This window comes from Streptomyces sp. NPDC048142, from assembly GCF_043202835.1.
Taxonomy (GTDB): Bacteria; Actinomycetota; Actinomycetes; order Streptomycetales; family Streptomycetaceae; genus Streptomyces.
In genome coordinates, this window is record NZ_JBIDBC010000004.1 from 87,349 (window position 1) to 112,255 (window position 24,907).

General features: G+C 73.3%; 18 protein-coding genes and 1 pseudogene. 6 read left to right on the plus strand and 13 right to left on the minus strand.

Features of this window, described 5'->3' with window-relative positions; translation table 11 throughout:
• Positions 1-188: 188 nt before the first annotated feature.
• The 4 genes and pseudogenes from mgt to ACGF2Y_RS07425 form a co-directional block, all read right to left on the minus strand.
• Positions 189-1,440: pseudogene (mgt, locus tag ACGF2Y_RS07410) on the minus strand (macrolide-inactivating glycosyltransferase).
• Between the two features lie 44 nt (positions 1,441-1,484).
• The gene (locus tag ACGF2Y_RS07415) at positions 1,485-2,786 is read right to left on the minus strand and encodes an ABC transporter substrate-binding protein (RefSeq protein ID WP_392943860.1); all 1,302 of its coding nucleotides are present in this window, start codon (positions 2,784-2,786) and stop codon (positions 1,485-1,487) included.
• Positions 2,786-3,625 carry a carbohydrate ABC transporter permease gene (locus ACGF2Y_RS07420; RefSeq protein ID WP_392943862.1) on the minus strand — a complete coding sequence of 280 codons (840 nt, stop codon included), beginning with the start codon at positions 3,623-3,625 and terminating at the stop codon, positions 2,786-2,788. The genes ACGF2Y_RS07415 and ACGF2Y_RS07420 overlap by 1 nt, the downstream gene beginning before the upstream one ends.
• Positions 3,622-4,545 (minus strand): carbohydrate ABC transporter permease, encoded by a 924-nt coding sequence (locus ACGF2Y_RS07425; protein WP_392944288.1) that lies wholly within the window; start codon positions 4,543-4,545, stop codon positions 3,622-3,624. The genes ACGF2Y_RS07420 and ACGF2Y_RS07425 overlap by 4 nt, the downstream gene beginning before the upstream one ends.
• Positions 4,546-4,711: 166 nt before the next feature.
• Between ACGF2Y_RS07425 and ACGF2Y_RS07430 the strand changes: the two genes are divergently transcribed.
• A complete protein-coding gene (locus ACGF2Y_RS07430; protein WP_392943864.1) occupies positions 4,712-5,578 on the plus strand; it encodes a phosphotransferase enzyme family protein in 867 nt (288 codons plus the stop codon).
• A 143-nt stretch (positions 5,579-5,721) separates the two neighbouring features.
• Here the strand turns inward: ACGF2Y_RS07430 and ACGF2Y_RS07435 are convergent, their stop codons facing one another.
• Together ACGF2Y_RS07435 and ACGF2Y_RS07440 are read right to left on the minus strand one after the other, a co-directional pair.
• The gene (locus ACGF2Y_RS07435) at positions 5,722-6,435 is read right to left on the minus strand and encodes a 3'-5' exonuclease (RefSeq protein WP_392943866.1); all 714 of its coding nucleotides are present in this window, start codon (positions 6,433-6,435) and stop codon (positions 5,722-5,724) included.
• A 107-nt stretch (positions 6,436-6,542) separates the two neighbouring features.
• Positions 6,543-7,778, minus strand: coding sequence for an SAV2148 family HEPN domain-containing protein (locus ACGF2Y_RS07440; RefSeq protein ID WP_103507504.1), 1,236 nt, complete (start codon positions 7,776-7,778; stop codon positions 6,543-6,545).
• 394 nt (positions 7,779-8,172) lie between these two features.
• Here ACGF2Y_RS07440 and glgX point away from each other — a divergent pair, with 394 nt between their 5' ends.
• The gene (gene glgX, locus ACGF2Y_RS07445; RefSeq protein ID WP_392943868.1) at positions 8,173-10,302 is read left to right on the plus strand and encodes a glycogen debranching protein GlgX; all 2,130 of its coding nucleotides are present in this window, start codon (positions 8,173-8,175) and stop codon (positions 10,300-10,302) included.
• An 81-nt stretch (positions 10,303-10,383) separates the two neighbouring features.
• A complete protein-coding gene (gene treY / locus ACGF2Y_RS07450; RefSeq protein WP_392943870.1) occupies positions 10,384-12,759 on the plus strand; it encodes a malto-oligosyltrehalose synthase in 2,376 nt (791 codons plus the stop codon).
• A gap of 26 nt (positions 12,760-12,785) precedes the next feature.
• On the opposite strand, the gene ACGF2Y_RS07455 is transcribed toward treY, so the two are convergent.
• Both ACGF2Y_RS07455 and ACGF2Y_RS07460 read right to left on the minus strand, forming a co-directional pair.
• Complete coding sequence (locus ACGF2Y_RS07455; RefSeq protein WP_392943872.1) at positions 12,786-13,823, minus strand: cytochrome P450; 1,038 nt, start codon at positions 13,821-13,823, stop codon at positions 12,786-12,788.
• A gap of 46 nt (positions 13,824-13,869) precedes the next feature.
• Entirely contained in the window at positions 13,870-14,832 is a 963-nt protein-coding gene (locus ACGF2Y_RS07460; protein ID WP_392943874.1) for a LysR family transcriptional regulator, read from the minus strand.
• 112 nt (positions 14,833-14,944) lie between these two features.
• Here ACGF2Y_RS07460 and lpdA point away from each other — a divergent pair, with 112 nt between their 5' ends.
• Positions 14,945-16,384 carry a dihydrolipoyl dehydrogenase gene (lpdA, locus tag ACGF2Y_RS07465; RefSeq protein WP_392943876.1) on the plus strand — a complete coding sequence of 480 codons (1,440 nt, stop codon included), beginning with the start codon at positions 14,945-14,947 and terminating at the stop codon, positions 16,382-16,384.
• 9 nt (positions 16,385-16,393) lie between these two features.
• On the opposite strand, the gene ACGF2Y_RS07470 is transcribed toward lpdA, so the two are convergent.
• Positions 16,394-17,080: a DUF1707 and FHA domain-containing protein gene (locus ACGF2Y_RS07470; RefSeq protein WP_392943878.1), complete on the minus strand. Its 687-nt coding sequence runs from the start codon at positions 17,078-17,080 to the stop codon at positions 16,394-16,396.
• 340 nt (positions 17,081-17,420) lie between these two features.
• Here ACGF2Y_RS07470 and ACGF2Y_RS07475 point away from each other — a divergent pair, with 340 nt between their 5' ends.
• Positions 17,421-18,332, plus strand: coding sequence for a GNAT family N-acetyltransferase (locus ACGF2Y_RS07475; RefSeq protein ID WP_392943880.1), 912 nt, complete (start codon positions 17,421-17,423; stop codon positions 18,330-18,332).
• Here ACGF2Y_RS07475 and ACGF2Y_RS07480 read toward each other — a convergent pair.
• Together ACGF2Y_RS07480 and ACGF2Y_RS07485 are read right to left on the minus strand one after the other, a co-directional pair.
• The gene (locus ACGF2Y_RS07480; protein WP_392943881.1) at positions 18,304-19,434 is read right to left on the minus strand and encodes an alpha-L-fucosidase; all 1,131 of its coding nucleotides are present in this window, start codon (positions 19,432-19,434) and stop codon (positions 18,304-18,306) included. The genes ACGF2Y_RS07475 and ACGF2Y_RS07480 overlap by 29 nt on opposite strands.
• 14 nt (positions 19,435-19,448) lie before the next feature.
• On the minus strand, positions 19,449-20,861 hold the full coding sequence (locus ACGF2Y_RS07485; RefSeq protein WP_392943882.1) for a GH1 family beta-glucosidase: 1,413 nt from the start codon (positions 20,859-20,861) through the stop codon (positions 19,449-19,451).
• 214 nt (positions 20,862-21,075) lie between these two features.
• On the opposite strand from ACGF2Y_RS07485, the gene treZ reads away from it, so the two are divergent.
• Complete coding sequence (gene treZ / locus ACGF2Y_RS07490; protein WP_392943884.1) at positions 21,076-22,836, plus strand: malto-oligosyltrehalose trehalohydrolase; 1,761 nt, start codon at positions 21,076-21,078, stop codon at positions 22,834-22,836.
• Positions 22,837-22,902: 66 nt separating this feature from the next.
• On the opposite strand, the gene ACGF2Y_RS07495 is transcribed toward treZ, so the two are convergent.
• Both ACGF2Y_RS07495 and ACGF2Y_RS07500 read right to left on the minus strand, forming a co-directional pair.
• The gene (locus ACGF2Y_RS07495) at positions 22,903-24,072 is read right to left on the minus strand and encodes a M24 family metallopeptidase (RefSeq protein ID WP_392943886.1); all 1,170 of its coding nucleotides are present in this window, start codon (positions 24,070-24,072) and stop codon (positions 22,903-22,905) included.
• Between the two features lie 166 nt (positions 24,073-24,238).
• Positions 24,239-24,877 (minus strand): nucleoside/nucleotide kinase family protein, encoded by a 639-nt coding sequence (locus ACGF2Y_RS07500; protein WP_392943888.1) that lies wholly within the window; start codon positions 24,875-24,877, stop codon positions 24,239-24,241.
• Positions 24,878-24,907: the final 30 nt, after the last annotated feature.

Below are 24,907 nucleotides of genomic sequence, written 5' to 3' on the forward strand. Positions count from 1 at the left end.
TGGGCCCGGTGCGGGGCCGGGCCGGGCCGGCGCCGGTCGATGAACCGGTCCGTTCCGTTCCGTTGGCCTGGACGACGGCCCCGGCGCCGCAGAGCCGAAACGCCACACCCCGCCACGCCCCGTAGCACCGCAGGGTGCGGCACACGGGCGGGACGGAGGACATCCGCACGGCATTCGGGCGATTCCGCTCAGCGCGACAGTTCGGCCTCGATGAGGTCGGCGGCCTGCGGGGTGCCGCCCTCCCGCGCCATCTGCTCGCTCAAGCGGCCGCACCGGACAGCCACTTCGGGATCGTCCACCAGGGCGAGCACGGCCTCGCGCAGGCTCGCGGCGTCGGCCTCCTCCATCGGCAGATCCCGGGCCACGCCCAACGACTGGAGCATGTCCGCGTTGCCGAACTGGTCGACGGCCTGCGGGACGGCGACCATCGGAGTGCCGGTGGCGAGCCCCTCCTGACTTCCGCCCGCGCCGGCGTGGGTGATGAAGGCATCGGCCTGTTTGAGGACGGCCAGCTGCGGCACCCAGGTGCGTACCTCCACGTTGCCGGGTACGTCACCGAGTTCGGCGGGGTCGACGTGCGCGCCGATCTGGAGCACCACATGCCAGCCGGGCAGGCCGCCGAAGGCCTCGACGCACTCCCGGTAGAAGGCGGGCTGCTTGGTGAACGAGGAGCCGAGCGACACCAGCAGCACCTTCTCCGCACCGGCCGGCCGGACCCACTCCCCCTGGTCCGCACGGTCGCCCTGGCAGGCCCCCACAAAGGTGTACATCGCGTGGTTCACCCGGTCCGCGTTCGGCTGGAGTGCCTCGGGGATCAGGACGAGGGCGCGGCGCGGACGGGCCACGAAGTCGTCGCTGGAGACATGGCCGAGGCCGTTCTCGGCGAGCCAGCTCTCGAAGCGCGCGTAGTACGCCTTGCCGCGCCCGGTCTGCTTCAGCTCGGCCGTCATCGGCTCCCCGACCTCCTCCTCGTACCCCTCCCAGGGAACCAGGTTGGGCCAGAGGGAGACGGCGGGGACGCCCCAGCGGTGGGCGAGGACCCGGGCGGGATAGGAGGTGATGTCGTGCAGGACGAGGTCGGGCTCGTCGCCCGCGAAGGCCGCCACGAGCTGCGGAAGCGCCTGGATGGCGTCGTCGAGGAAGGGTTCGATGTTGTCGATCAGCTCGGTGCCCCAGGCCTCGGGGTCCTCGTCGGTCGGCAGGGTCGAGGTGTAGATCACCGGCTCGGCGCCGGTGGCGGCGACCTTCTCGGCGAAGGAGGCCGGGATGGCGTAGCTGACACGGTGTCCACGGTCGACGAGTTCGCGGATGACGTCGAGGCTCGGGTTCACATGTCCGTGGGCGGCGATGGAGAACATGGCGATGTGGGCACGCGGGGATTCCGTCATGCCGCCCACGGTAGGCGAGACGATACGTCTCGTGCAACGCTTTCCCTGGCAGGGCCAGGCCGGGGCCGGAGGCCCCCGTCCCCGTCCCCGTCCCCGTCAGCGCTGGTAGCGGGACAGGACCCGATTCCCGTCGTCCACCAGTCGTCTGCTCAGCTCGTCGGCGTCGATCGCGCCGCTGTAGTACTCCTGGAGCGCGGGGGTCGCCACCTTGTCCTTCCACTCGGGATACCCCCGCACCGACTGGGCCGGCGCCGGCCGCAGCCCCTCGGCGAGCGCGGCGCCGACGGACCAGCCGTGCTCGGCGGTACGCAGCGACGGATCGGCCAGCGCTTCGGTCCCGGTCGGCAGCATCCAGTCGCCGCGCGCCAGTCGCACCATGTTCGGCGGGCGCAGCAGAAAGTCGATGAACGCGACCGCCTCCTTCTTGTGCGGGCTCTCCTCGGCGACCGACAGCGTCTGCGGGCTCACGCCCTGCACCGCGCCGCCCGCACCCGCGGGCATCGGCAGGACCGTCCAGTCGAACCCTTCGGGGGCCTGCTGGATGACCTGCTGGCGGTACGAGAACCCGAGCGGGAGCATCGCGTACTTGCCGCCGAAGAACCCGGGCAGCGCGTCCGACCCGCCCATGCCCAGCGCGCTGCGGGCCGCGCTGTTGTCGGTGTTGACCTGGTCGTGGATGGTGCCGGTCACCGCCCGGTCGCCGGGTTCGAAGCGCAGGACCGCCTTGCCGTCGTCGTCGCGGTGGAAGAGCTGCCCGCCGCCGGACAGGCCCAGATTGAGGGTGACGGAGACCGGCTCCTTGAGCGGCCAGGCGATCCCGTACCGCCCCTTGCCCGTCAGATCCTTGGTGACCTGCCGGAACTCCTGCCAGCTCCAGGGGTGCTCCGGGGTCGGGGTGCGGGCGCCCGAGGCCTTCAGCAGCTTCGTGTTGGCGATCAGGACCCGGGGCTCCTGGAGGAAGGGCACCCCGTGGACGCCCTCGCCGAACGTGGTGGTGCGCCAGGACTGTTCGGGGATGTCGGCCTTGAGGCGGTCCGAGAGGAGGGGGCGCAGATCGGTGAGGTAGCCGCCGTACGCGAAGTCGGCCAGGTCGTCGGAGGCGTCATGGATGATGTCGGGCGCCTCGCCGCCCTCGAAGGAGGTGAGCAGCTGGTCGTGGACGCTGTCCCAGCTGCCCTGGACGTAGTCGACCTGGACGCCGGGGTGAGCGGCGTTCCACTCCTTCACCAACTGCTTGTTGGCGTCGACGGACTCCTTCTGCCAGGCCGGCGACTGAAACCTCAGCCGGATGGTGCCGTCCGCGTCCCGTCCGTCGTCCGGGCCGCCGGAGCAGCCGGTGAGCAGGAGTGCCAGTACGGCGGTGGCCGCGGCGGCCCGGCGGATCAGGGCGGCCCGCATCAGTTCTGCACCGCCCCGGCCGTCATCCCGCCGGTGATCCGCCGCTGGATGAGGGCGAAGAGGACGAGGGAGGGCAGCGTGGCGAGGAAAGCGGCCGCGGCGAGCGGGCCGAGGTCGGCCACGCCCTCCGCGCCGAGGAAGTGGGTGAGGACGACCGGCAAGGTCTGCTTCTCCGGGGTCTTGAGCAGGACGAGCGCGAAGAAGAACTCGTTCCATGCGGTGATGAACGCGAACAGCGCGGTGGCGACGATCCCCGGCGCGAGCAGCGGGGCGACGACCGAGACGAGGGTGCGCACCCGGCCCGCGCCGTCGACGGCGGCGGCCTCCTCCAGCTCGATCGGCACGGCCCGTGCGTATCCGGCGAGCATCCACAGGGCGAAGGGCAACGACCAGACGACGTAGACCAGGATCAGCCCCCACAGGGTGTTGATCAGATGCAGGTTCTTCAGGATCAGGAAGAGCGGGATGATCACCAGGACGAACGGGAACGCCTGGCTGACCACGACCCAGCCGGTCGCCGCGGCGGCGAGCCGGCCCCGGTGGCGGGCCATCACATAGGCCATCGGAGTGGCGATGACGACCGCGATCAGGGCGGCGGAGACGGCGGCGGTCAGCGAATTGGCCGCCGCCTGGAGCAGCGGCTGCTCGTCGAAGGCCTGGCGGAAGTTGTCCGTGGTGGGCTGCTCGGGAATCCAGGTCGGATGCAGCGAGCCCAGTTCGCGGGCGGGTTTGAAGGCGGTGGAGAGCAGCCAGAGGAACGGGAAGGCGAGGAAGACCAGATAGGACAGGAGCGCGAGGTACTGACCGGCGCGCGCGGTCCTGCTGGTGGGAAGACTCATCGCTCCTCGCCTCCCCCATTGATCCGGCCGACGAGGTAGCAGGCCAGGAGCACGGAGATCACCGCGACCATCACACAGCCCATCGCGGCGGCGTAGCCGAACTGTCCGTAGCGGAACGCTTCTTCGTACGCGAAGAGCATCGGCAGCCGGGTCCGGCCGCCGGGCCCGCCGCTGGTCAGCACATAGACCAGGGCGAAGGAGTTGAAGTTCCAGATCAGATTGAGGGCGGAGACGGCGAGGGCGATGGGTTTGATCGCGGGCCAGGTGACCGTACGGAACCGGCGCCAGGCGCCCGCTCCGTCCAGGGCCGCCGCCTCGTGGAGTTCGTGCGGGGTGTTCTGGAGCCCGGCGAGCAGGGCGACGGTGGTCTGCGGCATGCCCGCCCAGATGCCGACGAGGATCACGGCGGGCAGGGCGGTGGCGAGGCCGGTCAGCCAGTCCCGGCCGTCGCCGAGGCCGAGGTCGCGGATGGTCTCGTTGAGGATGCCCGCGTCGGGGTTGTAGACGAGCCGCCACATGATGCCGACGACGACCTCGGGCATCGCCCAGGGGATGATCGCCAGCGCCCGTGCCAGCCAGCGGATGCGCAGGTTCTGGTTGAGCAGCAGGGCGAGGCCGAGCGCCAGGAGGAACTGCGGGACGGTGACGCCGAACGCCCAGAGCAGGCCGATCCGGAACGAGTCCCAGAACAGGGTGTCGTGCAGCAGGTCCTGGAAGTTCAGGGTGCCGACCCACTGGGTGGAGCGGGTGCGGCCGGACTGGGCGTCGGTGAAGGCGAGCCCGATGCCGTAGAGGAACGGCCCGACGCTGAGGATCAGGATGGGGAGGAGCGCGGGCAGTACCAGGAACCAGCCGGCGCGGTCCCCGAACACCTTCCGCCCCGGGCTTCCCGGTCGCCCGGACCGCTTCGCCGCGCTCACCGATGTCACCGATGTCACGAAGGAGACCTCGCTGTCTCTTGTGCCACTGATGCGCCGGAGGCGGACGTCGTTCCCTCCCTCCCGGCCGGCCGTGAGCCTCCGTCATCGTGCTGACGGCCCGTCGGTTCGTCAAGGGTGGCCCCCGGGGGATGCGAAAATCGCACCCATGGACGAGAAGCGTGCGCGTGAGGTGCTGACGGCGGCCGGGCTCCCCGGCACGGCGGAGCTGCTCGCGCTGGGCGAGAACGCGGTGTTCGCCGACGGCGACCTGGTGATCAAGGTCGGGCGGGACGCCACCGGCCACCCCGAGCTGAGCGAGCGGGCCGAGCGGGAGGTGGCCCTCGCCGACTGGCTGGCCGCGTCCGGCGTCCCGGCCGTCCGCGCGGCCGAGCACCGGCCCCGGCGGGCCGACGGTCACCCCGTGACGCTGTGGCACCGGCTCCCCGACCCCGTACGCCCCACGGAGCCCCGTGACCTCGCTCCGCTGCTGACCCTGGTGCACGCGCTGCCCGCCCCGCCGGACTTCACCCTGCCGCGCCGCGAGCTGCTGGGCGGTGTGGAGCGGTGGCTGACCCTGGCGGGCGACGCGATCGACCCGGCCGACGCCGACTACCTCCGCGAGCGCCGCGACGGCTTCGCGGCCGCGGCCGCCGCTCTGGTGCCCCATCTGCCGCCGGGTCCGATCCACGGCGACGCGCTCCCGCGCAACGTCCACGTCGGCCCCGACGGCCCGGTCCTGGTCGACCTGGAGACGTTCTCCGCCGACCTGCGGGAACACGATCTGGTGGTCCTGGCCCTCTCCCTCGACCGCTACGGCCTCGATCCCGCGGCCTACGACGCCTTCACCTCCGCGTACGGCTGGGACGTACGGGAGTGGGACGGCTGCGCGGTCCTGCGCGGCGCCCGCGAGACGGCCAGCTGCGCCTGGGTCGCCCAGCACGCCCCGGCCAACCCGAAGGCGCTGGCGGAATTCCGCCGCCGGGTGGCCTCGCTGCGGGACGGCGACGCGGAGGTGCGGTGGTACCCCTTCTAGTCCTGCCGGTACTGCTGGTACTGCTGGTACTGCCGGTCCTGCGCGAAGCGATGACCGACACGGTCGCCGCGGCCAACGCCAGAGCCCGATCCTCTGGTCCTCGGCCTGCCCGCCCCTGATCCACCCGCGCGAACAGCCACCCCTCACCGGCCGCGCGGGATCACCGGCCAGGACGGCTCGACCACGGCCGCCGGGTCGGTGGTGCGGCGCAGATAGGCCTGGAGTGAGGCCGACTGCTCGGCGGCCGCCCGGATCTGGAGGGCGTGCAGCTCGGCGGGGGGCAGGGTGCCGACGGGGCGGTGCCGCTCACCCATCCGGCGCACCACGCGCACGGCGGCCACCGCGTCCGCCGCCGCGTCGTGGGCTCCGTCGAGCGTCACCCCGTAGTGGTCGCAGAGCGCCTGGAGGGCCCGCTTGCCCTTGCGGTACTTGTCGACGTGCTTGTCGATCACCAGGGGGTCGATGACGGGCGAGGGCACTTCGCCGACGCGCTCCTCGACCGACGGCAGCCCGTACCTACGGCATTCGCGGTCCAGCAGCGAGAGGTCGTAGCGCGCGTTCATCACCACCAGTGGGATACCCGAGCGCAGCACGTCGGCGACCACGTGGGCGATCTCCTCGACCGCGGAGGCGGCCCGCGCCCCGTGCTCGCGGGCGTGGTCGGTTCCGATGCCGTGGATCGCGGAGGCCTGCTCCGGTATGGCCACCCCCGGGTCGAGCAGCCAGGTCCGCTGCTCGGCGACCGTCCCGTCCGGGTCCAGCCGGACGAGTGCGGCGGTGACGATCCGGTCGTGCTCGACGTCGGTCCCCGTCGTCTCCAGGTCGAAGCCGACCAGTGTGCCCTGGTGCCAGCTCATCCCGATACCTCCTTCATGGCGCTCCCCCGTGGTGCTCCCCCCGAGTGATGACCACCTTCGCACGGGCCACTGACAGAGCCCCCGAGGGGCCTGCGGCGCACGGCCCGTCAGGAGACCGGACGCGAGTCCGTCCAGACCGATTCGAACTCCTCGCGGTAGGTCTCGAACAGTCCGTGCTCGCTGTCCTGACCCGCCCGCACCACCGTGCGCCGGCCGCCGCCGCGCAGCACCAGCACGGGCGCCTCCATGCCCCGGGCCCGCCGCAGATAGGGCTGGACGACGCCCACGGCGTCCGGTCCGTCGCCGTCCACCAGATAGGCGGTGAAGCGCGGCGTCTCGTCGAAGACCTGGATCTCGAACGCGCCCGGGTCGCGGAGCTTGGAGCGCACCCGGCGCATGTGCAGGATGTTCATCTCCACCGAGCGGCTCAGCTCACCCTTCTTGAGGCCCAGTTCCCGCTCCCGGCGGCGCACCGCGCTGCTGGCCGGGTTGATGAACAGCAGCCGCACCCGGCAGCCGGACTCGGCGAGCCGGACGAGCCGGCGGCCGGAGAAGTTCTGCACGAGCAGGTTGAGGCCTATCCCGATGGCGTCGAGCCGCCGGGCCCCGCCGAACAGGTCCTCGGCGGGCAGCTGGCGCTGGAGCCTGACCCGGTCCGGATGGACGGAGACCACGTCCGCGTACCGGTCGCCGACCAGTTCCTCCACCGCGTCCACCGGCAGCCGGTCGGCCGAGGGCACCCCCGCCCCGCTGCCGAGGATGTCCAGGAGCCGGGCGGAGGCGCGTTCCGCCTGGGCGAGGACCGCCTCGTTCAGCGCGCGGTTGCGGGAGACGACGTTGCGCGCCACCTCCAGCTCGTCGAGGGCCAGCTCGACATCGCGCCGGTCGTCGAAGTACGGCTCGAAGCACGGCCAGTGCTGGACCATCAGCTCCCGCAGCTGGGGGAGCGTCAGGAAGCTGAGGACGTTGTCGTCGGCCGGATCCAGCAGATAGCCCTTGCGGCGCGAGACCTCGCGTACGGCGACGGCGCGCTGCACCCACTCCTGCCCGGCCGGTCCGGCGGCGGCCACCACCCACTCCTCGCCGTGCACCGGCTCGTAGATCGGCCGGAGCACCGCGGCGACGACGGCCCGCAGGCGCTGTTCGACCAGATTCAGCCAGATATAGGCCCGCCCGGCCCGCTGGGCGCGGGTGCGTACCTCGCCCCAGGCCTCCGATCCCCAGTCCAGCTCGGCGCCTATCTCCATGGGCTGCGCGAGGGACACCGCCCCGGGCGGGGCATCGGTCGATTCCCCCTCGTGACCTGCGTCACCTGGGGGCAGCTCGAACCCTCCCGAGCTCACCCGCGTACCGCCTTCCACTCCCCCACCCAACGATCAAGGAAGGGTACTCCGGGAGCGTGATCCGACGCAGCCCGATGCGCAGGCGACTTTCTCAACTCCCCTGCGCCCAAGGCTTGTTCCTTGCGGCGAGATCGGGTGGAGTGAGCGGATTCATAGTGATTAGGGCCCCTGCCCCGGGACGGGATCCGGACCCCCGCCGGGTGACACGGCCCGTAAGCGCGTCCGGGGCGGCACCGGAGTGTCCGAAGTTGACCGGTGTGGCGGGGGCCGGACGACGGGACCCGGCCGCACCGCGCGACGTCCTAGGCGGTCGCCCCGTCTTCGGGGAGTATTCGGGGAGTATCGGGCCGAGGAAAGCCACCGCACCCGGATCAGAAGTGGAAGAGTCTTCATCATGCAGGTCTGGCCGGGACACGCTTATCCCCTCGGCGCCACGTACGACGGCGCCGGCACCAACTTCGCGGTCTTCTCCGAGGCCGCCCACCGGATCGAGTTGTGCCTGTTGCACGACGACGGTTCAGAGACGGCGGTGGAGCTCCGCGAGACCGACGCCTTCGTGCGCCACGCCTATCTGCCCGGGGTGATGCCCGGTCAGCGGTACGGCTTCAGGGTGCACGGACCCTACGAGCCCCAGCGCGGACAGCGGTGCAACTCCGCGAAGCTGCTGCTGGATCCGTACGCCCGTGCGGTCGCCGGGAAGATCGACTGGGGCGAGGCGGTGTACGGCTACCCCTTCGGGAGGCCGGACGCCCGCAACGACCTCGACTCGGCCCCGCACACCATGAGCTCGGTGGTGGTCAACCCCTACTTCGACTGGGGCGACGACCGCCGCCCCCGGACGGACTACCACCGCACGGTGATCTACGAGGCCCATGTGAAGGGCCTGACGATGCTGCACCCGGGGCTCCCGCCCGAGCTGCGCGGCACGTACGCGGGCCTGGCGCATCCGGAGGTGATCGCCCATCTGACCGAACTGGGCGTCACCGCGATCGAACTGATGCCCGTCCACCAGTTCGTGCAGGACCACCGCCTTTCGGACATGGGGCTCACCAACTACTGGGGCTACAACACCATCGGTTTCTTCGCCCCGCACAACACCTACGCCTCCTGGGGCGAGCGCGGCGAGCAGGTGCTGGAGTTCAAGCAGGCGGTGAAGGCGCTGCACCAGGCGGGCATCGAGGTCATCCTCGACGTGGTCTACAACCACACCGCCGAGGGCAACCACCTCGGTCCGACGCTCTCCTTCCGGGGCCTCGACAACGCCTCCTACTACCGTCTGACCGATGATCAGCGCTATTACATGGACACCACGGGTACCGGGAACTCCCTGCTCATGCGGTCTCCTCACGTCCTCCAGATGATCATGGACTCGCTGCGGTACTGGGTGACCGAGATGCATGTGGACGGCTTCCGCTTCGACCTCGCGGCGACGCTCGCCCGCCAGTTCCACGAGGTCGACCGGCTCTCCTCGTTCTTCGACCTGGTGCAGCAGGACCCGGTGGTCAGCCAGGTGAAGCTGATCGCCGAGCCGTGGGACGTGGGCGAGGGCGGCTATCAGGTGGGCAACTTCCCGCCGCTGTGGACCGAGTGGAACGGAAAGTACCGCGACACGGTCCGCGATCTGTGGCGGGGCGAACCGCGCACCCTGGCGGAGTTCGCCGGGCGGCTCACCGGCTCCTCCGACCTCTACCAGGACGACGGCCGCCGGCCGCTCGCCTCGATCAACTTCACCACCTGCCACGACGGCTTCACCCTGCACGACCTCGTCTCGTACAACGACAAGCGCAACGACGCCAACGGGGAGGACAACCGGGACGGCGAGAGCCACAACCGGTCCTGGAACTGCGGCGCGGAGGGCGAGACCGACGACCCGGAGGTCCTGGAGCTGCGGGCCCGCCAGACGCGGAACTTCATCGCCACGCTGATGCTCTCCCAGGGCGTGCCGATGCTCAGCCACGGCGACGAGTTCGCCCGTACGCAGCAGGGCAACAACAACGCCTACTGCCAGGACAACGAGCTGTCCTGGATCCACTGGCCCGACCCGGCCGACCCCGCGGACGACCCCCGCCGCGCTCTCCTGGAGTTCACCCGGGCGATGGTGTGGCTGCGCCGCGACCACCCGGTCTTCCGGCGCCGCCGCTTCTTCCACGGGCGGCCGGTGGAGGGCACCCACGACGAGCTGTCCGACATCGCCTGGTTCACTCCCGAGGGCGAGGAGATGACCCAGCAGGACTGGCAGGCGGCCCACGCCAAGGCGATGACCGTGTTCCTGAACGGCCATGCGATCTCCGAGCCGGGGCCGCGCGGGGAGCGGATCTTCGACGATTCGTTCCTGCTGATGTTCAACGCGAGCGCCCGGACGCTTGAGTTCGCCGTCCCGGTCGGCCACGGGGAGCAGTGGCAGGTCGTCGTCGACACCGCACGGCCCGAGGGGATTCCCCCGGGGACGGGGCCGAAGGTGGCCGAGGGCGAACAGGTGAGCCTGATCGGACGCAGCCTGACGGTGCTGAAGCGCCCGGCCTGAGCGGCGGCGAGGAGGAACGACAGGGGTGAGCGTCCCGCCCGGGGTGACACAGACCGCCCCGGGCGGGGTACGTAGGAGTCCATGACGCCCTCCGCCACGTACCGGCTTCAGCTCCAGCCCGACTTCCCCTTCGCCGCCGCCGAGAAGGCCGTGCCGTACCTCGCCGCGCTCGGCGTCTCGCACCTGCATCTGTCGCCCGTCCTGGAGGCGGTCCCCGGCTCCCGGCACGGTTACGACGTGGTCGACCACAGCCGGGTCCGGGCGGAGCTGGGCGGTGAGGACGGACTGCGTTCGCTCGCCTCGGCGGCCCGGGAGCACGGGCTCGGCCTGGTCCTGGACATCGTGCCCAACCACATGGCGGCCACGCCCCGGCACAACCGCCGGCTGTGGGAGGTACTGCGCGAGGGCCCGGCCTCCCCGTCCGCCCGCTGGTTCGACATCGACTGGGCGGCGGGCGGCGGCAAGGTGCTGCTGCCGGTGCTCGCGGGCCCGCTCGGCGGGGAGCTGGACGCCCTGGAGGCGGACGGGGACGTGCTGCGCTACAACGACCTGGAGTTCCCGCTGCGCGCGGGCACGGCGGACCTTCCGCTGCCGGAGCTGCTGGACGCCCAGTACTACCGGCTCGGCTGGTGGCGGCTGGCCCGCACCGAGCTGAACTACCGCCGCTTCTTCACGGTCTCCGAGCTGATCGGGGTCCGTGTCGAGCACCCCGAGGTCTTCGACGCCACCCACGGCAAGGTCCTCGAACTGCTCAGCGACGGGGTGCTGGACGGGCTGCGCATCGACCACCCGGACGGGCTGGCCGCCCCCGCCGCCTACCTGGAGCGTCTGAACGCGGCGACCGGCGGCCGCTGGACGGTGGTGGAGAAGATCCTTACCGGCGATGAGGACCTGCCCGTGGAGTGGGCGGTGGCGGGCACGACCGGTTACGACGCGCTGCACCGGATCGGCGGGCTGTTCACCGACCCGTCCGGCGCGGCGGAGCTGCTCGGCCACTACCGGGAGTTCGCGGGCCCTGCCGACGACCGGGGCGGCGACTGGACGGCGACGGTGCGCCGGGCCGCGTACCGGGTGGTGACCCACGAGCTGGCCGCCGAGACGGCGTGGCTGACCCGGCTGGCGGCCGGGATCTGCGGCCGCGACCCGGCGCTGCGCGATCACGCGCCCTGGGCGCTGCGGACGGCGGTACGGGAGCTGCTGGTACGGGTCCCGGTCTACCGCCCGTACGTCACTGCGGGCGGTACGCCGACCCGGATCGCGCAGGAGACGCTGACCGACGGGGCGGTGCGGGAGGCGAAGGCGGTGTTCTCCGTGCCGGAGGAGGCGGCGGCGGTCGACGTCGTACGGGATCTGGCGCTCGGGCGGCTCGGCGACGGGGAGGAACAGGCGGCGTTCTGCGCCCGGTTCGCGCAGACGGCGTCGGCGCTGCACGCCAAGTCGGTGGAGGACACGGCGTTCTACCGGTACGTCCCGCTGATCTCGGCCACCGAGGTGGGCGGGGACCCGGGGCGGCCCGCGGTGTCGCCGGAGGAGTTCCACGCCTTCGCCGCCCGGATCGCCCGGGACCGGCCTGCCACCGGCACGGTTCTGACCACGCACGACACCAAGCGCAGCGCGGACGTCCGGGCCCGGATCGCGGTGCTGTCCCAGTGCCCGGAGCGGTGGGCGGCGCTGGTGACGGAGCTGACGGCGGCGACCGCCGTCGCGGCCCCGGATCCGCAACTGGCCTGGTCGGCCTGGCAGTCGGCGTTCGGCTGCGCGGAGCTGCCGGCCGATGAGCTGCACGCGCGGCTGGAGCCGGCCCTGCTGAAGGCGGTGCGCGAGGCGGGCCTGTTCACCAGCTGGACGGAGCCGGATCCGGCGTACGAGCGGGCGGTGTCGGACTTCGTCGCCGCCGGTCCGGGCAACGGGTCGGGCGCGGCCCGGACGCTGGTCACCGGGTTCGCGGACGCGCTCGCCCCGCATGTGCGCGCCCAGGTGCTGGGGGCGGCGCTGGTGCATCTGACGATGCCGGGGGTGCCGGATCTCTACCAGGGCACGGAGAGCGAGTATCCGGCCCTGGTCGACCCGGACAACCGGCGGCCGTTCCGGCGGCCCGGGGCACCGGACGAGAAGCAGGCGCTGACGGCGGTCGCACTGAGGCTGCGGCGCGAACTGCCGTACGTGTTCGGGGAGTCGGGGACGTACGCGCCGCTGGCGGCCGGTGGCCCGGCCGCCTCCCATCTGCCGGCGTTCTGCCGCTCGGGCGAGGTGGTCACGGCGGTGACCCGGCTGTCGCTGCGGCTGGCCGAGGACGGCGGCTGGCGGGACACGGTGCTGGAGCTGCCGGACGACGGCCCCTGGCAGGACCTGTTGTCGGCCTCGCCCGGCCGGGAGTTCACGGGCGGACCGGTGGCGGCGGCCGAGCTGTTCGCCGAGCGGCCGGTGGCGCTGCTGCGGCGGGTACGGAGGGACTGAGGGCCGGACCGGCGCGGCCCCGGCCCTCACGACGGGTGTATGAGCAGGGTTCTCGGGCCGCGGGTGAGCAGGCCGCCCGCCGCCGGGCGGAAGCCGTCGGCCCAGCGGATGCGGGGCATCGCCGTCAGCAGGGCGCGCAGTCCGTGTTCGGCCTCCAGCCTGCCGAGGAGGGCGGCGGGGCAGCCGGCCGGGCCGATGAGCAGCGGGTCGGCGTCGGCGCGCAGTGGGTCGAACCGGTCGGGCGCGCCGAACCGGGCCGGGTCGCGGCCCGCCGCGCCGATGAGGCAGGCGACGGGCGCGTCGGCGGGGAGCGTGCCGCCGCTGACGGCCACGTCGGTACGGGTGCGGCGCAGCACGATCTGGACGGGCGGGTCACGGCGCAGCGTCTCGGCCCAGGCCCGTCCGAGCAGCGTCCCGGCACCCGTCCCGGGCCCTGCTCCGGCCGTCGTCGCGGCGGCCAGGAGGTCGGGGTCGTCCAGCATGTTCGCGAGGAAGGAGGCGAGGGCGTGCTCGCGGAGCGCGGTCGGCCCCGCGCAGTCACCGGCCCCACCGCCGGTCCGCCGGTGGAGGGCGTCCCGGGGCAGCTCGCTCAGGTCCGGGTAGGAGAGCCCGGCCGCCGCGGCGGCGGCGCCGGCGGGCAGCCACCGGCAGAAGTCGGCGACCAGGTCCGCCCGGTCGCGCCCGGCGATCCGGCGGGCCAGGACGTAGGCGGTCCGCTCGACGGCGGGTTCGGCGGTGCGGCACGGCACGGCCGGCGGGACGCAGAGCAGGCTGCCGCGGCAGAGGCCGAGCGGGACGGGGGCCCGGCCGCGCGGGGCCGCGTCGTGCGGGTAGCCGGTGAACCGGGGGTCGGTGAGGGCCAGGGCGACATCCGCGTACCGGCTCAGCAGCCAGGCGCCGAGGCCCGGGTCGTAGCCGAGGGGGTAGTCGGTGCGCAGCAGGCGGTAGAGGCGCAGCCGGTACGGATCCGTCGTGGCCCCGGGCGTCAGCAGGCCCGGCTGCCCGCCCGCGAGCCGGTGCGGACGGCGGGCGGCGGGCAGGGCGGCGGGGCGGTCGGCCGGCATCCCGCGCCCCCTGGAATCGGTGCGCCGACGGTCGGCGCGCGTTCTCTCAGGGCACCACCGCCGGGGGCGCGCCGCAGTCGGCGTACGCCCGTTCGGGTGAGGGTGCGGCGGGGTTCGGGGGACGTAACCCGGTGTCCGGGAGGGTGCCGAGCAGCTCGGTGAAGGCCGCCGCCGCTCCGGTCAGGGGGACCCGGGAGAAGACGGCGAGGGTGCGCCGCCAGGGCGGGGCGACGCTCAGGACCGCGCAGTCCTCGCCGAGAGCGCCGCGCACGGTGTGGCCGGGGGCGGTGGAGATGCCGACCCCGGCCGCCGCCATGCGGATCGCGGTCGAGGTGTGCTCGGTCCGTACCGCCGTACGGGGCTCGAAGCCCGCCGCGCCGCAGATGCCGTCGAGGAAGGGGCGGCCGTCGGCCACCGGTTCCATCGCGCACCGGACCCAGGCCCGGTCGGCGAGCTCGTGCAGGCCGACCGAGGAGCGCCCGGCCAGCGGGTCGTCGAACGGGACGACGAGCACGATCTCCTCCTCGCCCACCGGGACGAGGGGCCCGCTCCACCGTGCGGGGACCGGCCCGAGGGCGAGGTCGGCGATGCCGCGTTCCACCTGCTCCTCCAGGGCGTCGGTGCCGGCGTACTCGTGGAGGACCAGGCCGACGCCCGGGTGGGCGCGCCGCCAGTGCGCGAAGACGTCGGGGAGGATGCCGACGGCCACCGAGTGCACGGTGGCGATGTGCAGTTCGCCGCCTTCCGCCCCGGCGGCCGCGCGGGCGGCGCGGCGGGCCTGGGCGGCGCTGCGGACGGAGCGTTCGGCGTGCGGGAGGAACGCCCGGCCCATCGGGGTGAGCAGGACGCCGCGCGGCAGCCGTTCCAGCAGCTCGCCGCCGACCGCGCGTTCCAGCGCCTTGATCTGGTGGGAGAGGGCGGGCTGAGTGACGTGGAGCCGTTCGGCGGCCCGGGTGAAGGAGGACTCCTCGACCACCGTGACGAAGTACTCCATCTGACGCAGACTCATCCACCGCACCTCCCGCAGGGCTTCACGCACCGCCGTCCCATGAACGTTGTGCATCGACTCCACACGCATTCTGCCTTGGACGTATGGCGGCGGGCGGGCGGAGGGTGGAGCCATGACGCGGACGAGTACAGAACACACGCGGGACACGGCGAACAGCACGGACGTACTGGTGATCGGCGGCGGCACGGGAGGCTACTCCACCGCGTTGCGGGCGGCGGCGCTGGGGCTGAAGGTGGTGCTCGCCGAACGGGATCTGGTCGGCGGCACCTGTCTGCACCGGGGCTGCGTCCCGAGCAAGGCGATGCTGCACGCGGCCGAGCTCGTCGACGGCATCGCCGAGGCCCGGGAGCGGTGGGGGGTGAAGGCCACGCTCGACTCGGTGGACTGGCCTTCCCTGGTCGCGACCAGGGACGACATCGTGACCCGCAACCACCGGGGGGTCGAGGGGCAACTGACGCGGGCCGGGGTGGAGGTGGTCCGTGGCAGCGCCGAGCTGACGGGCCCGCGCTCGGCCCGGATCAGCGGGTACGGGGAGGTCGTGGCCCGGCGTGGCGTGGTGCTGGCGACCGGTTCGCGGCCCCGGATGCTGCCGGGTCCCGCGGCGGACGGGCGGCGGGTGGTGACGAGCGACGACGCGCTGTACGCCCCGGGGCTGCCGGGGTCCGTGCTGGTGGTCGGCGGCGGGGCGATCGGCGTCGAGTACGCCTCGTTCCACCGGTCGATGGGGGCCGAGGTCACGCTGGTGGAGGCCGCCGACCGGCTGGTGCCGCTGGAGGACGCGGAGGTGTCCCGGCATCTGGTGCGGGGGCTGAAGAAGCGGGGCATCCGCGTGGAGGCGGGCGCGCTGCTGCTGGAGTGGGAGGTGGTGGACGAGGGGGTGCGGGCCGTGGTGCGGACCGCCCGGGGCGAGAGCGTCTCGGTGGCGGCCGAGCGGCTGCTGGTCGCGGTCGGCCGGGAGCCGGTGACCGATGGCCTGGGGCTCGCGGCGGCGGGGATCGTCACGGACGGGCGGGGCCATGTGGCGCTCGCCGACTGGTCGCGGCTGGAGACGGCGGTGCCGGGCGTCCACGTGGTGGGCGACCTGCTGCCGCCCCCGTCCCTGGGCCTGGCCCACGCCTCGTTCGCCGAGGGGCTGTTGGTCGCGGAGACGCTGGCCGGGCTGCGTACCTCCCCGGTCGACTACGCCGCTGTCCCCCGGGTCACCTACTCCTCGCCGCAGACGGCCGCGGTGGGGCTGACCGAGGCGCAGGCCCGGGACGCGGGGCACGACGTGGTGGTGAACACCCTGCCGTTGACCGCCGTCGCCAAGGGCATGGTGCACGGCAGGGGCGGGCTGGTGAAGGTGGTGGCGGAGCGGGCGGGCCGGGTCCTGGGCGTGCATCTGGTCGGCCCGCACGTCTCGGAGATGATCGCGGAGAGCCAGCTCGTGGTCGGCTGGGACGCGGAGCCCGCCGATGTCGCCCACCACATCCACCCGCATCCGACGCTAGCAGAGGCGGTCGGCGAGGCGTTCCTCACGCTGGCCGGGCGCGGACTGCACCAGCAGCACTGACCGGAGGTATCAGGCGGGCGGAAGGCCGGGACCGGGCGGCGGAAGGCCGGGGCCGGGCGGGGGCAGTTCGGGCGCGGGCGGGGGCAGCTCGGGCGGACGGGCCGCGGACGGCCGGGGCGGGTGCGGCGGCAGCTCGGGCGGGCGGAGCGCCGGAGCGGTGAGGCGGAAGCTCATCCGGCCGAAGCTCACCTGGTCCCCGTCCCGCACCGGGATCGAGCCGACGAGCCGCTGGCCGTTGACGCAGGTGCCGTTGGTGGAACCGAGGTCGCGCAGCACCCAGCGCTCGTTCTGCGCGGAGAGTTCGGCGTGCAGCCGGGAGACCGTCTCGTGGTTGAGACGCAGTCCGTTCGCCGGGTCGCGGCCGATGAGCAGCGGGAACGGGCCGGGTGCGGGGAGCATCAGCTTGGGGAGCCGCTCGGTCTGCCAGGCGCGGCGCAGCCGCCCGGGGAAGGCGGAGATCCCGCCCACCGCGCGGACCAGTCCCTGGGACCAGCTGCTGCCGCTGTCCAGGTCGGAGGTGAGGGCCGCCAGTTCCTCGGGGCGCCGGGCGACGAGGGCGAGCTCCATGCGGCGCATGAAGGTGTCGTGCGACAGCTTGCCCTGTGCCGCACCGTCTCTGAGCACGCCGAGGACACGGTCGCGCTGGGCGTCCGACAGCCGCGCGGGACTCGTGTGGGACTCGAAGGAGGACGTCACACCGACGATTGTCGGTCCGAGGGGCCCGGGGTGTCCAGATGAGGCCGGGTTTCCTCCCGCGCTGACCTGCGCGGCTCCCACGCGGGCCGCTCGCCGGGTGTTCAACAGGGGCCGGGAAGCTGTCCCGTTGAATCCGGTGGACAGCGGGCGCGGGCAGCGGCTACGGTCGGCACCGGCATCAGGCCCAGGTCGTGAAAGGAGGTGGGACCGTGCGTGAGCACACCACCGGCATCACCGGTATCCGCAGCTTCTCACCCCCGCTTTCCCGCCCCGTCCACCGGGCGGTGTCGGACTCCGTCTGACCGGGAGCGCGGCATTTCTTCCCCGGAGGACACCTTCCATGACCGATCTGGTCATTCGCGCGCTCACCCCGAGCGACGCCGATCTTTTCCACTCCTTTCAGGACGCCGCTCTCGTCGGCCGCGGAGCGTTCGGCCATCGTTACGCCACCGTGGCGGACGGCGGCGAGTACCGCCCCGACTGGTCCTGGGTCGCCCTGCGCGACAACACCGTGATCGCCAGGGCAGCCTGGTGGGGCGGCCCCGACGACACCGAGCCCGTCGTGCTCAACTGGTTCGACTTCGCGGACGGGGAGGCGGAGGCGGGCGCCGAACTCCTGCGCCGCGCCCCGTTCGACAAGGAGTACGAGCTGATCGCGCCCGCCAAGTGGCGGGACGATCCGGCGGTGCGGGCCGCCGTCGAGACGCGGGTCGCCGCCGCGACGGCGGCCGGCATGAAGCCGCTGGTCGAGCGCTACCGCTACCGGTGGACCCCCGACTGCCCGCTGCCGGAGCGGACCGGGCGGCTCACCTTCCGCCCCGAGCCGGACGACGCGGTCATCCTCGATGTGCTGCGCCGCGTGCACTCGGCCACGCTGGACGCCCACGCCCGCAAGGCCATCGAGGGCCCCGGCGGTCTGGAGGCGGCGGCCCAGGAGGAGTTGGACTTCTTCCACTGGTGCCCCTCGCCGCGGGAGTGGTGGCGGCTCGCGTACACGCCGGACGGCGAGGTGGCGGGCATCCAGGTGCCCGCGCACAACCCGTCGGGTCCCTGCGTCGGCTTCATCGGGGTCGTGCCCGAGGCGCGGGGGCACGGCTACGGCTACGACCTGCTGGTGGAGTGCACGCGCTTCCTCGTCGAGCAGGGCGCCGAGTTCGTCGCGGGTGCGACGGACCGGGGCAACGTGCCGATGGCCGCCGCGTTCGCCCGCGCCGGGTACCCGATCACCCAGGAATGGGTCCATCTGGTGTGAGGGCCCCGGCCTCCTCGGCCAGCCACTCCAGGCGGAGTCGCTGCTCGGCGGGGATCGTCGCGTCCTCGCCGCGCGGCCCCACGTTGAGCAGCACTCTGCCGCCGTCGGCCGCCGTGTCGCGGACCAGTGAGACGAGGGCCTCGCGGCCGATGAAGGCGTCCGTCCCCGAGGCCCGGTTGTAGCCGAAGCTGTGGTCGACGCCCCGGGTGATCTCGTACGGGTCCGAGCCGTCGTAGCGGGTGTACTCCGGGGTGCGGAAGTCGAAGACGGGCGGTGTGCGCGGGACGAAGCCCTCGCCCCGCGCCACCGTCCGGCGGTCCCACCGGTTGTACAGCGCCTTCGCGCCCGGAAGGCGCAGGCCCCGCCAGTGCGGTGCGTAGGGCAGCAGGCGGTCGTTGACGACACCCTGCGGCACGGTGAAGCGGTAGAAGTCGACCAGTGCGCGGACCTCGGCCGCGGGGGCGGGCCAGGCGATGTCGTTCCAGAGGACGTCGGGACGGTAGCGGCGGATCAGCTCCCGCAGCTGCGCGTCGGCGTAGGCGGGGTAGCGGCCGCGCGGGACGGCGGAGAACAGGTCGGCGGCGGTGCCGATGGGCCGGTCGTCGAAGGTCCAGTCGAGCCCGCCGGAGTAGTAGACGCCGAAGCGCAGGCCCTCGGCCCGTACGGCTTCGGCGAACTCGCCGACCACGTCCCGGGTGGTGTGCCAGCCGGTGCGGTGCGGGTTCCCGGTCTCGGAGGGCCAGAGGCAGAACCCGTCGTGGTGCTTGGTGACCAGGACCGCGTATCCGGCGCCCGCCTCACGGAAGCCGCGGGCCCAGGCGGCCGGGTCCCAGGTGGCGAGCCCGTCCTCGAAGTCGTGGCCGAAGTCCGTGTAGGGGCGGGCGCCGTAGGTGGCGCGGTGGTGGGCGGCGACCGGGGAGCCGGGGAAGCGGAGCGCGTTCTCGTACCACTCCGCGTACGAGGTCCAGCCCAGCGGCGCACGCCGGCCGGCCGCCGGGAGTTCGGCGGCGGGAACGCGGGGCGGGGCCCAGCCGGGGACGGAGGCGGGCGTCCAGTGAACGAAGATCCCCAGCCGGGCCCGGGACCACCATGAAGCGACCATGGCGGGAGTATTGATCATGGGGGCGGCGCTGCGTAAGTCCCCTCGGCCGCTTCGTTCCCCTTCTGCCGCTTCTGCCGCTTCTGCCGCTTCTGCGCGCGGATCAGGTCGCGGTACCAGACGTACGAGGCCTTCGGCGTACGGGTCAGCGTCTCGTAGTCGATGTGGACCAGGCCGAACCGCTGCGAGGCGCCCTCCGTCCACTCGATGTTGTCGGTGAGCGACCAGGTGAAGTAGCCGCGTACGTCCACCCCGGCGTCCATCGCCGCGCGCAGCGCCCCGAGATGACTCTCCAGATAGGCGATGCGGCGGTCGTCCGCGTGCGGTTCCTCCAGGGCGCAGCCGTTCTCGGTGATGTACAGCGGTGGGAGGCGGTCGCCGTAGCGGGTGTGCAGGGACGTGACGATCTCGGTCAGTCCTTCGGGGACCACGGGCCAGCCGAATCCGGTCTTCTCGTACCCCTCGATCTCCCTTATCCCGAAGGGGAGTTCGGCCGGCATTCTGAAGCCGGAGAAGGTGTCCAGGGCCTCCGGGCGGGGCGCTCCGACAAGGATCGGGTTGTAGTAGTTGACGCCGTACCAGTCGAGCGGGGCGGAGATGACCTTCAGGTCGTCGGCGACCGGTCCCGGCATCAGGGCGGCGAGGTTCTCGTCCGGGTAGCGGCCGGTGAGGACCGGGTCGGCGAAGAGCCAGTTGGTGAGCGTGTCGTACAGCTCCGCGCCGAAGCGGTCCTCACCGGTGTCCCCGGCCGTCCAGACCGGGGCGTGCGAGAGGGCGACGCCGATGTTGTCCGCGCCCGCCGCGCGCAGCGCCCGGACGGCGAGGCCGTGGGCGAGCAGCTGGTGGTGGGCGGCGGGCAGGGCGTCGAAGAGCAGGGTGCGGCCGGGGGCGTGCTCGCCCAGCGCGTAGCCGAGCAGGGTGACCTCGGCGGGCTCGTTGACCGTGATCCACATGGGGACGCGGTCGGCGAGACGCTCGGCGACGATGCCCGCGTACTCGGCGAAGCGGTAGGCGGTGTCCCGGTCGAGCCAGCCGCCCGCCTCCTCCAGCGGGAGCGGGGTGTCCCAGTGGTAGAGGGTCGGGGCGGGGGTGATGCCGTGGGCGCAGAGCTCGTCGACGAGCCGGTCGTAGAAGTCGAGCCCGTCGGCGTTGACGGCTCCGCTGCCACCGGGCACCACGCGGGGCCAGCTGACGGAGAACCGGAAGGCGTCGGCGCCGAGCCCGGCCAGCAGCGCGACGTCCTCGCGATAGCGGGCGTGGAAGCCGGTGCCCCTGGTGGTGTCGGCGCCGTCCTTGATCCGGCCCGGCAGGGCGGCGAAGGCGTCCCAGCCGGAGGGGCCCTTGCCGTCCGCGTCCACCGCCCCCTCGGTCTGGAAAGCGGAGGCGGAGGCTCCCCAGAGGAAGCCGGGCGGGAACATCGGCAGGGTCATCGCGGCCTCCAGCAGCCGTACGTATGAGCAGAAGCGGTACGTGTCAGCAAAACCTGTACGGGTGAGCCAGATCCGTATGAGCGGGAACCCCGCCGGGCAATGATCAGGACCAGACCTTAATCGCCGGTGGCGGGCGGCAACAGAGCCTGTCGCGAGGAGCGTGGAGCCCGCCCGCGGGCGGCCGCGCGCCCCGCCCAGGGACGAGGAGTGGTGGATGCAGTTCGAGGTGTGGGCCCCCGAGGCGGACTCGGTCGTGCTGGAGGCGGCGGACGTCCGCTCCCCGATGGAGCGCGATACGGGGCGCGAGGGGTGGTGGACGGCCGAGGCGGAGGCCTTCGACGGGGTCCGGTACGGGTTCCGGGTGGACGACGGGCCGCTGCTGCCCGACCCCCGGTCACGGCGTCAGCCGGACGGGCCCGACGGGCCGAGCGCGGTCGTCGACCAGGAGGCGTACGCCTGGCGCCACGGGTGGGCGGGGCGGCGGCTGAGCCGCGCGGTGCTGTACGAGCTGCACGTGGGGACGTACACGCCGGAGGGCACGTTCGACGCGGCGGCGGCGCGGCTGGGCCATCTGGCGGAGCTGGGCGTCACCCATGTGTCGCTGATGCCGGTCTGCCCGTTCCCGGGCACCAACGGGTGGGGGTACGAGGGCGTCTCGCTGTGGGCGGTGCACGAGCCGTACGGCGGTCCGGAGGGGCTGAAGCGCTTTGTCGACGCGGCGCACGGGCTGGGGCTCGGGGTGGTCCTGGACGTCGTCCACAACCACCTGGGCCCGTCCGGCAACCATCTGCCCGCCTTCGGCCCGTACTTCACCGACACCCACCACACCCCGTGGGGCGCGGCGGTCAATCTGGACGCGCCGGGCTCGGACGAGGTGCGGGCGTTCCTGCTGGGCAGCGCGCTGGCCTGGCTGCGGGACTACCGGCTCGACGGGCTGCGGCTCGACGCCGTGCACGCGCTCGCCGACACCCGGGCGCTCACCTTCCTGGAGGAGCTGTCCACGGCGGTCGACGCGCTCGCCCTGGAGCTGGGCAGGCCGCTCGGCCTCATCGCCGAGTCCGACCTCTGCGACCCGCGCACCACGACCCCGCGTACGGCGGGCGGCCTCGGGCTGCACGCCCAGTGGAACGACGACTTCCACCACGCGCTGCACACCGCCCTCACCGGCGAGTCCCAGGGCTACTACGCGGACTTCGCCCGTGCCCCGCTCGCCGCCCTGGCCAAGACGGTGACCTCGGCGTTCTTCCACAACGGGACCTACTCCAGCTTCCGGGGCCGCACCCACGGCCGCCCGGTCGACGTGAGCCGCGCCCCGGCGCACCGCTTCGTCGGGTACGCGCAGACCCATGACCAGATCGGCAACCGGGCGCTCGGCGACCGGCTCACCGCCTCGCTCTCCCCCGGCCTCCAGGCATGCGCGGCGGCACTCGTGCTGACCGGACCCTTCACGCCGATGCTGTTCATGGGCGAGGAGTGGGGTGCGCGCACACCCTGGCAGTTCTTCACCGACCACACGGACCCGGAGCTGGCGGAGGCCGTACGCAACGGCAGGCGGCGGGAGTTCGGGGCGCACGGCTGGGCGGAGGAGGAGATCCCCGACCCGCAGGACCCCGCGACCCGGGACCGCTCGTGCCTCGACTGGACCGAGCCGGAGCGCGAACCGCACGCACGGCTGCTCGCCTGGTACCGCGAACTGATCGCGCTGCGGCGTACGCTGCCCGATCTGCACGATCCCGACCTGGCCTCGGTGAAGACCGCGTTCGACGAGGACGCGCGCTGGCTGGCGTACCGAAGGGGCGATCTGCGGATCGCGGTGAACCTGGCGGACGGACCGGCCGCCGTCCCGCTGGGCTCCGGCCGCCACCGGCGGGCGGGCGGCCGGGTGCTGGCGGCCTGGGAGCCGGTGGCGGCGCCGGGGGCGGACGGGGTGCTGCACCTGCCCCCGGAGTCGTGCGTGGTGCTCTGCGACGACTGAGCCGCGCCGGACCCGGGGGCCGGGTCCGGCGACTGAGCCGCGCGCCGGACCCGGGGCCGGGGCGTGCTACTCCACGACGGCCAGTTCGCGGGCGGTGGTGTTGAGCCGCCGGCCGCCGTCCTCGGTGACGGCCACGATGTCCTCGATCCGGACGCCGAACCGGCCCGGGAGATAGATGCCCGGCTCCACGGAGAAGCACATGCCGGGCACCAGCGGCTGCTCCTCGCCCTCGATCATGTAGGGCGGCTCGTGGGTGGTGACGCCGATGCCGTGGCCGGTGCGGTGGATGAACCGGTCGCCGTAGCCGAACTCGGTGATCACCGCGCGGGCGGCCCGGTCGACCTCCTGGCAGGCGACGCCGGGCCGGACGGCGGCGCAGCCCGCCTGCTGGGCCTCGCGGACGATGTCGTGGACCCGCTGCTCCTCGGCGGTGGGCTCGCCGACGTGGACCGTACGGGAGGTGTCGGAGCCGTAGCCGTGCTTCAGGCCGCCGAAGTCGAGGACGACCATGTCGCCGCGTTCGATGGTGCGTGTCCCGGCCTCGTGGTGCGGGTTGGCTCCGTTGGGGCCGGAGCCGACGACGGTGAAGTCCACCTGGGAGTGCCCGAACTCCCGGAGCAGGGCGGCGAGATCGGTCGCCACGTCGACCTCCCGGCGGCCGGAGAAGCGCACCTTGAGGATCTCCTCGTAGGTGGCGTCGGCGGCGGCCCCGGCGGCGGTGAGCCGCTCCAGCTCGGCCGCGTCCTTCACCGCGCGGAGCATCGGGAGCGCCTCGGTCAGCGCGGTGTAGGAGGTGCCGGGCAACTCCCGCTGGAGGCCGAGCAGATGCATCGCCCAGGCGTTGTCGCTGACACCGAAGCGGCCATCGGCGGCCAGCAGCGGGGCGGTCACCGCGTACGGGTCCTTGCCGTCGGTCCAGTCCCGCAGGGTGATGGCGGGCGCCCCGGTGGCGGCGGCCGCGTCGGGGGCCTCCAGGGTCGGGACCACCAGCACCGGGTCCTGGCCGGCCCGCAGCACGAGGAGCGTGAGGCGTTCGGTGCTCACGGGGCGGTAGCCGGTGAGGTGGACGAGGTCGGGGCCCGGCGCGACGATCACCCCGGCGAGCCCGGCCTCGGCGGCGGACTCGGCGGCCCGCGCCATCCGGGCCCGGTAGTCGTCGGCGGTGAAGGGCGGCGGGACGGACTGCTGGGCGGAGTGCGGAGCGGACTGCTGGGCGGACGGGCTCGGGCTGGGCATCAGGCCTCCTGGCGGTGCGACACGGCACACAGCATCCTGCCTGCCCGGCGAGGTGCACGCGACCGGCTTGATCAAAGAGTGTCGGGCGTTTTCGTCGCGCGTCCGGCACCTTCGTCGCGCGTCCGGCACCTTTCGTCGCGCGACGGGCGTCGGGGCGCCCGGCGGGTCAGAGGCGCACGATCAGGTCGGCCCGGCCCCGGCCCCGCTCCACCAGCCGGGCGTTCGCCTCGTCGGAACGGGCCACCCACTCCTCGGCGTCGGGCCGGGGCCTGCCGTGGCGCACATGGCGGTCGACGAGCCGGCGCACCCGGACGTCCGGGGCGAGGTCCAGGAACCACACCTCGTCCAGCAGCCCGCGCACCGGCGCCCAGGGCCCGTCGAGCAGCAGGTAGTTGCCCTCGGTGACGACGAGCGGGACGTCCGGCGGTACGGGCAGCGAACCGGCGACCGGCTCCTCCAGGGACCGGTCGAAGGCCGGCGCGTAGACCGTGTGCGCCGGGTCCGGGTCGCGCAGCCGCCGCAGCAGGGCCGCGTACCCGGCCGCGTCGAAGGTGTCGGGGGCGCCCTTGCGGTCGGCGCGGCCCAGCCGGTCCAGCTCGGCGGCGGCGAGATGGAAGCCGTCCATCGGGACGAGGGCGGCGCGACCGTCCAGGGCCACGACCAGCCGGTCCGCCAGAGTGGACTTCCCGGCCCCGGGCGGGCCCACGATCCCGAGGAGGCGTCGTCCTCCGGCGTCCGCGAGCGCGCGGGCCCGGTCGGTCAGCGCGGCCCGGCCGCCGGTGCTCGTACCGTCCACGATGTCCATGCGAGGCATGGTGCGGCGGCGGAGGGCCCT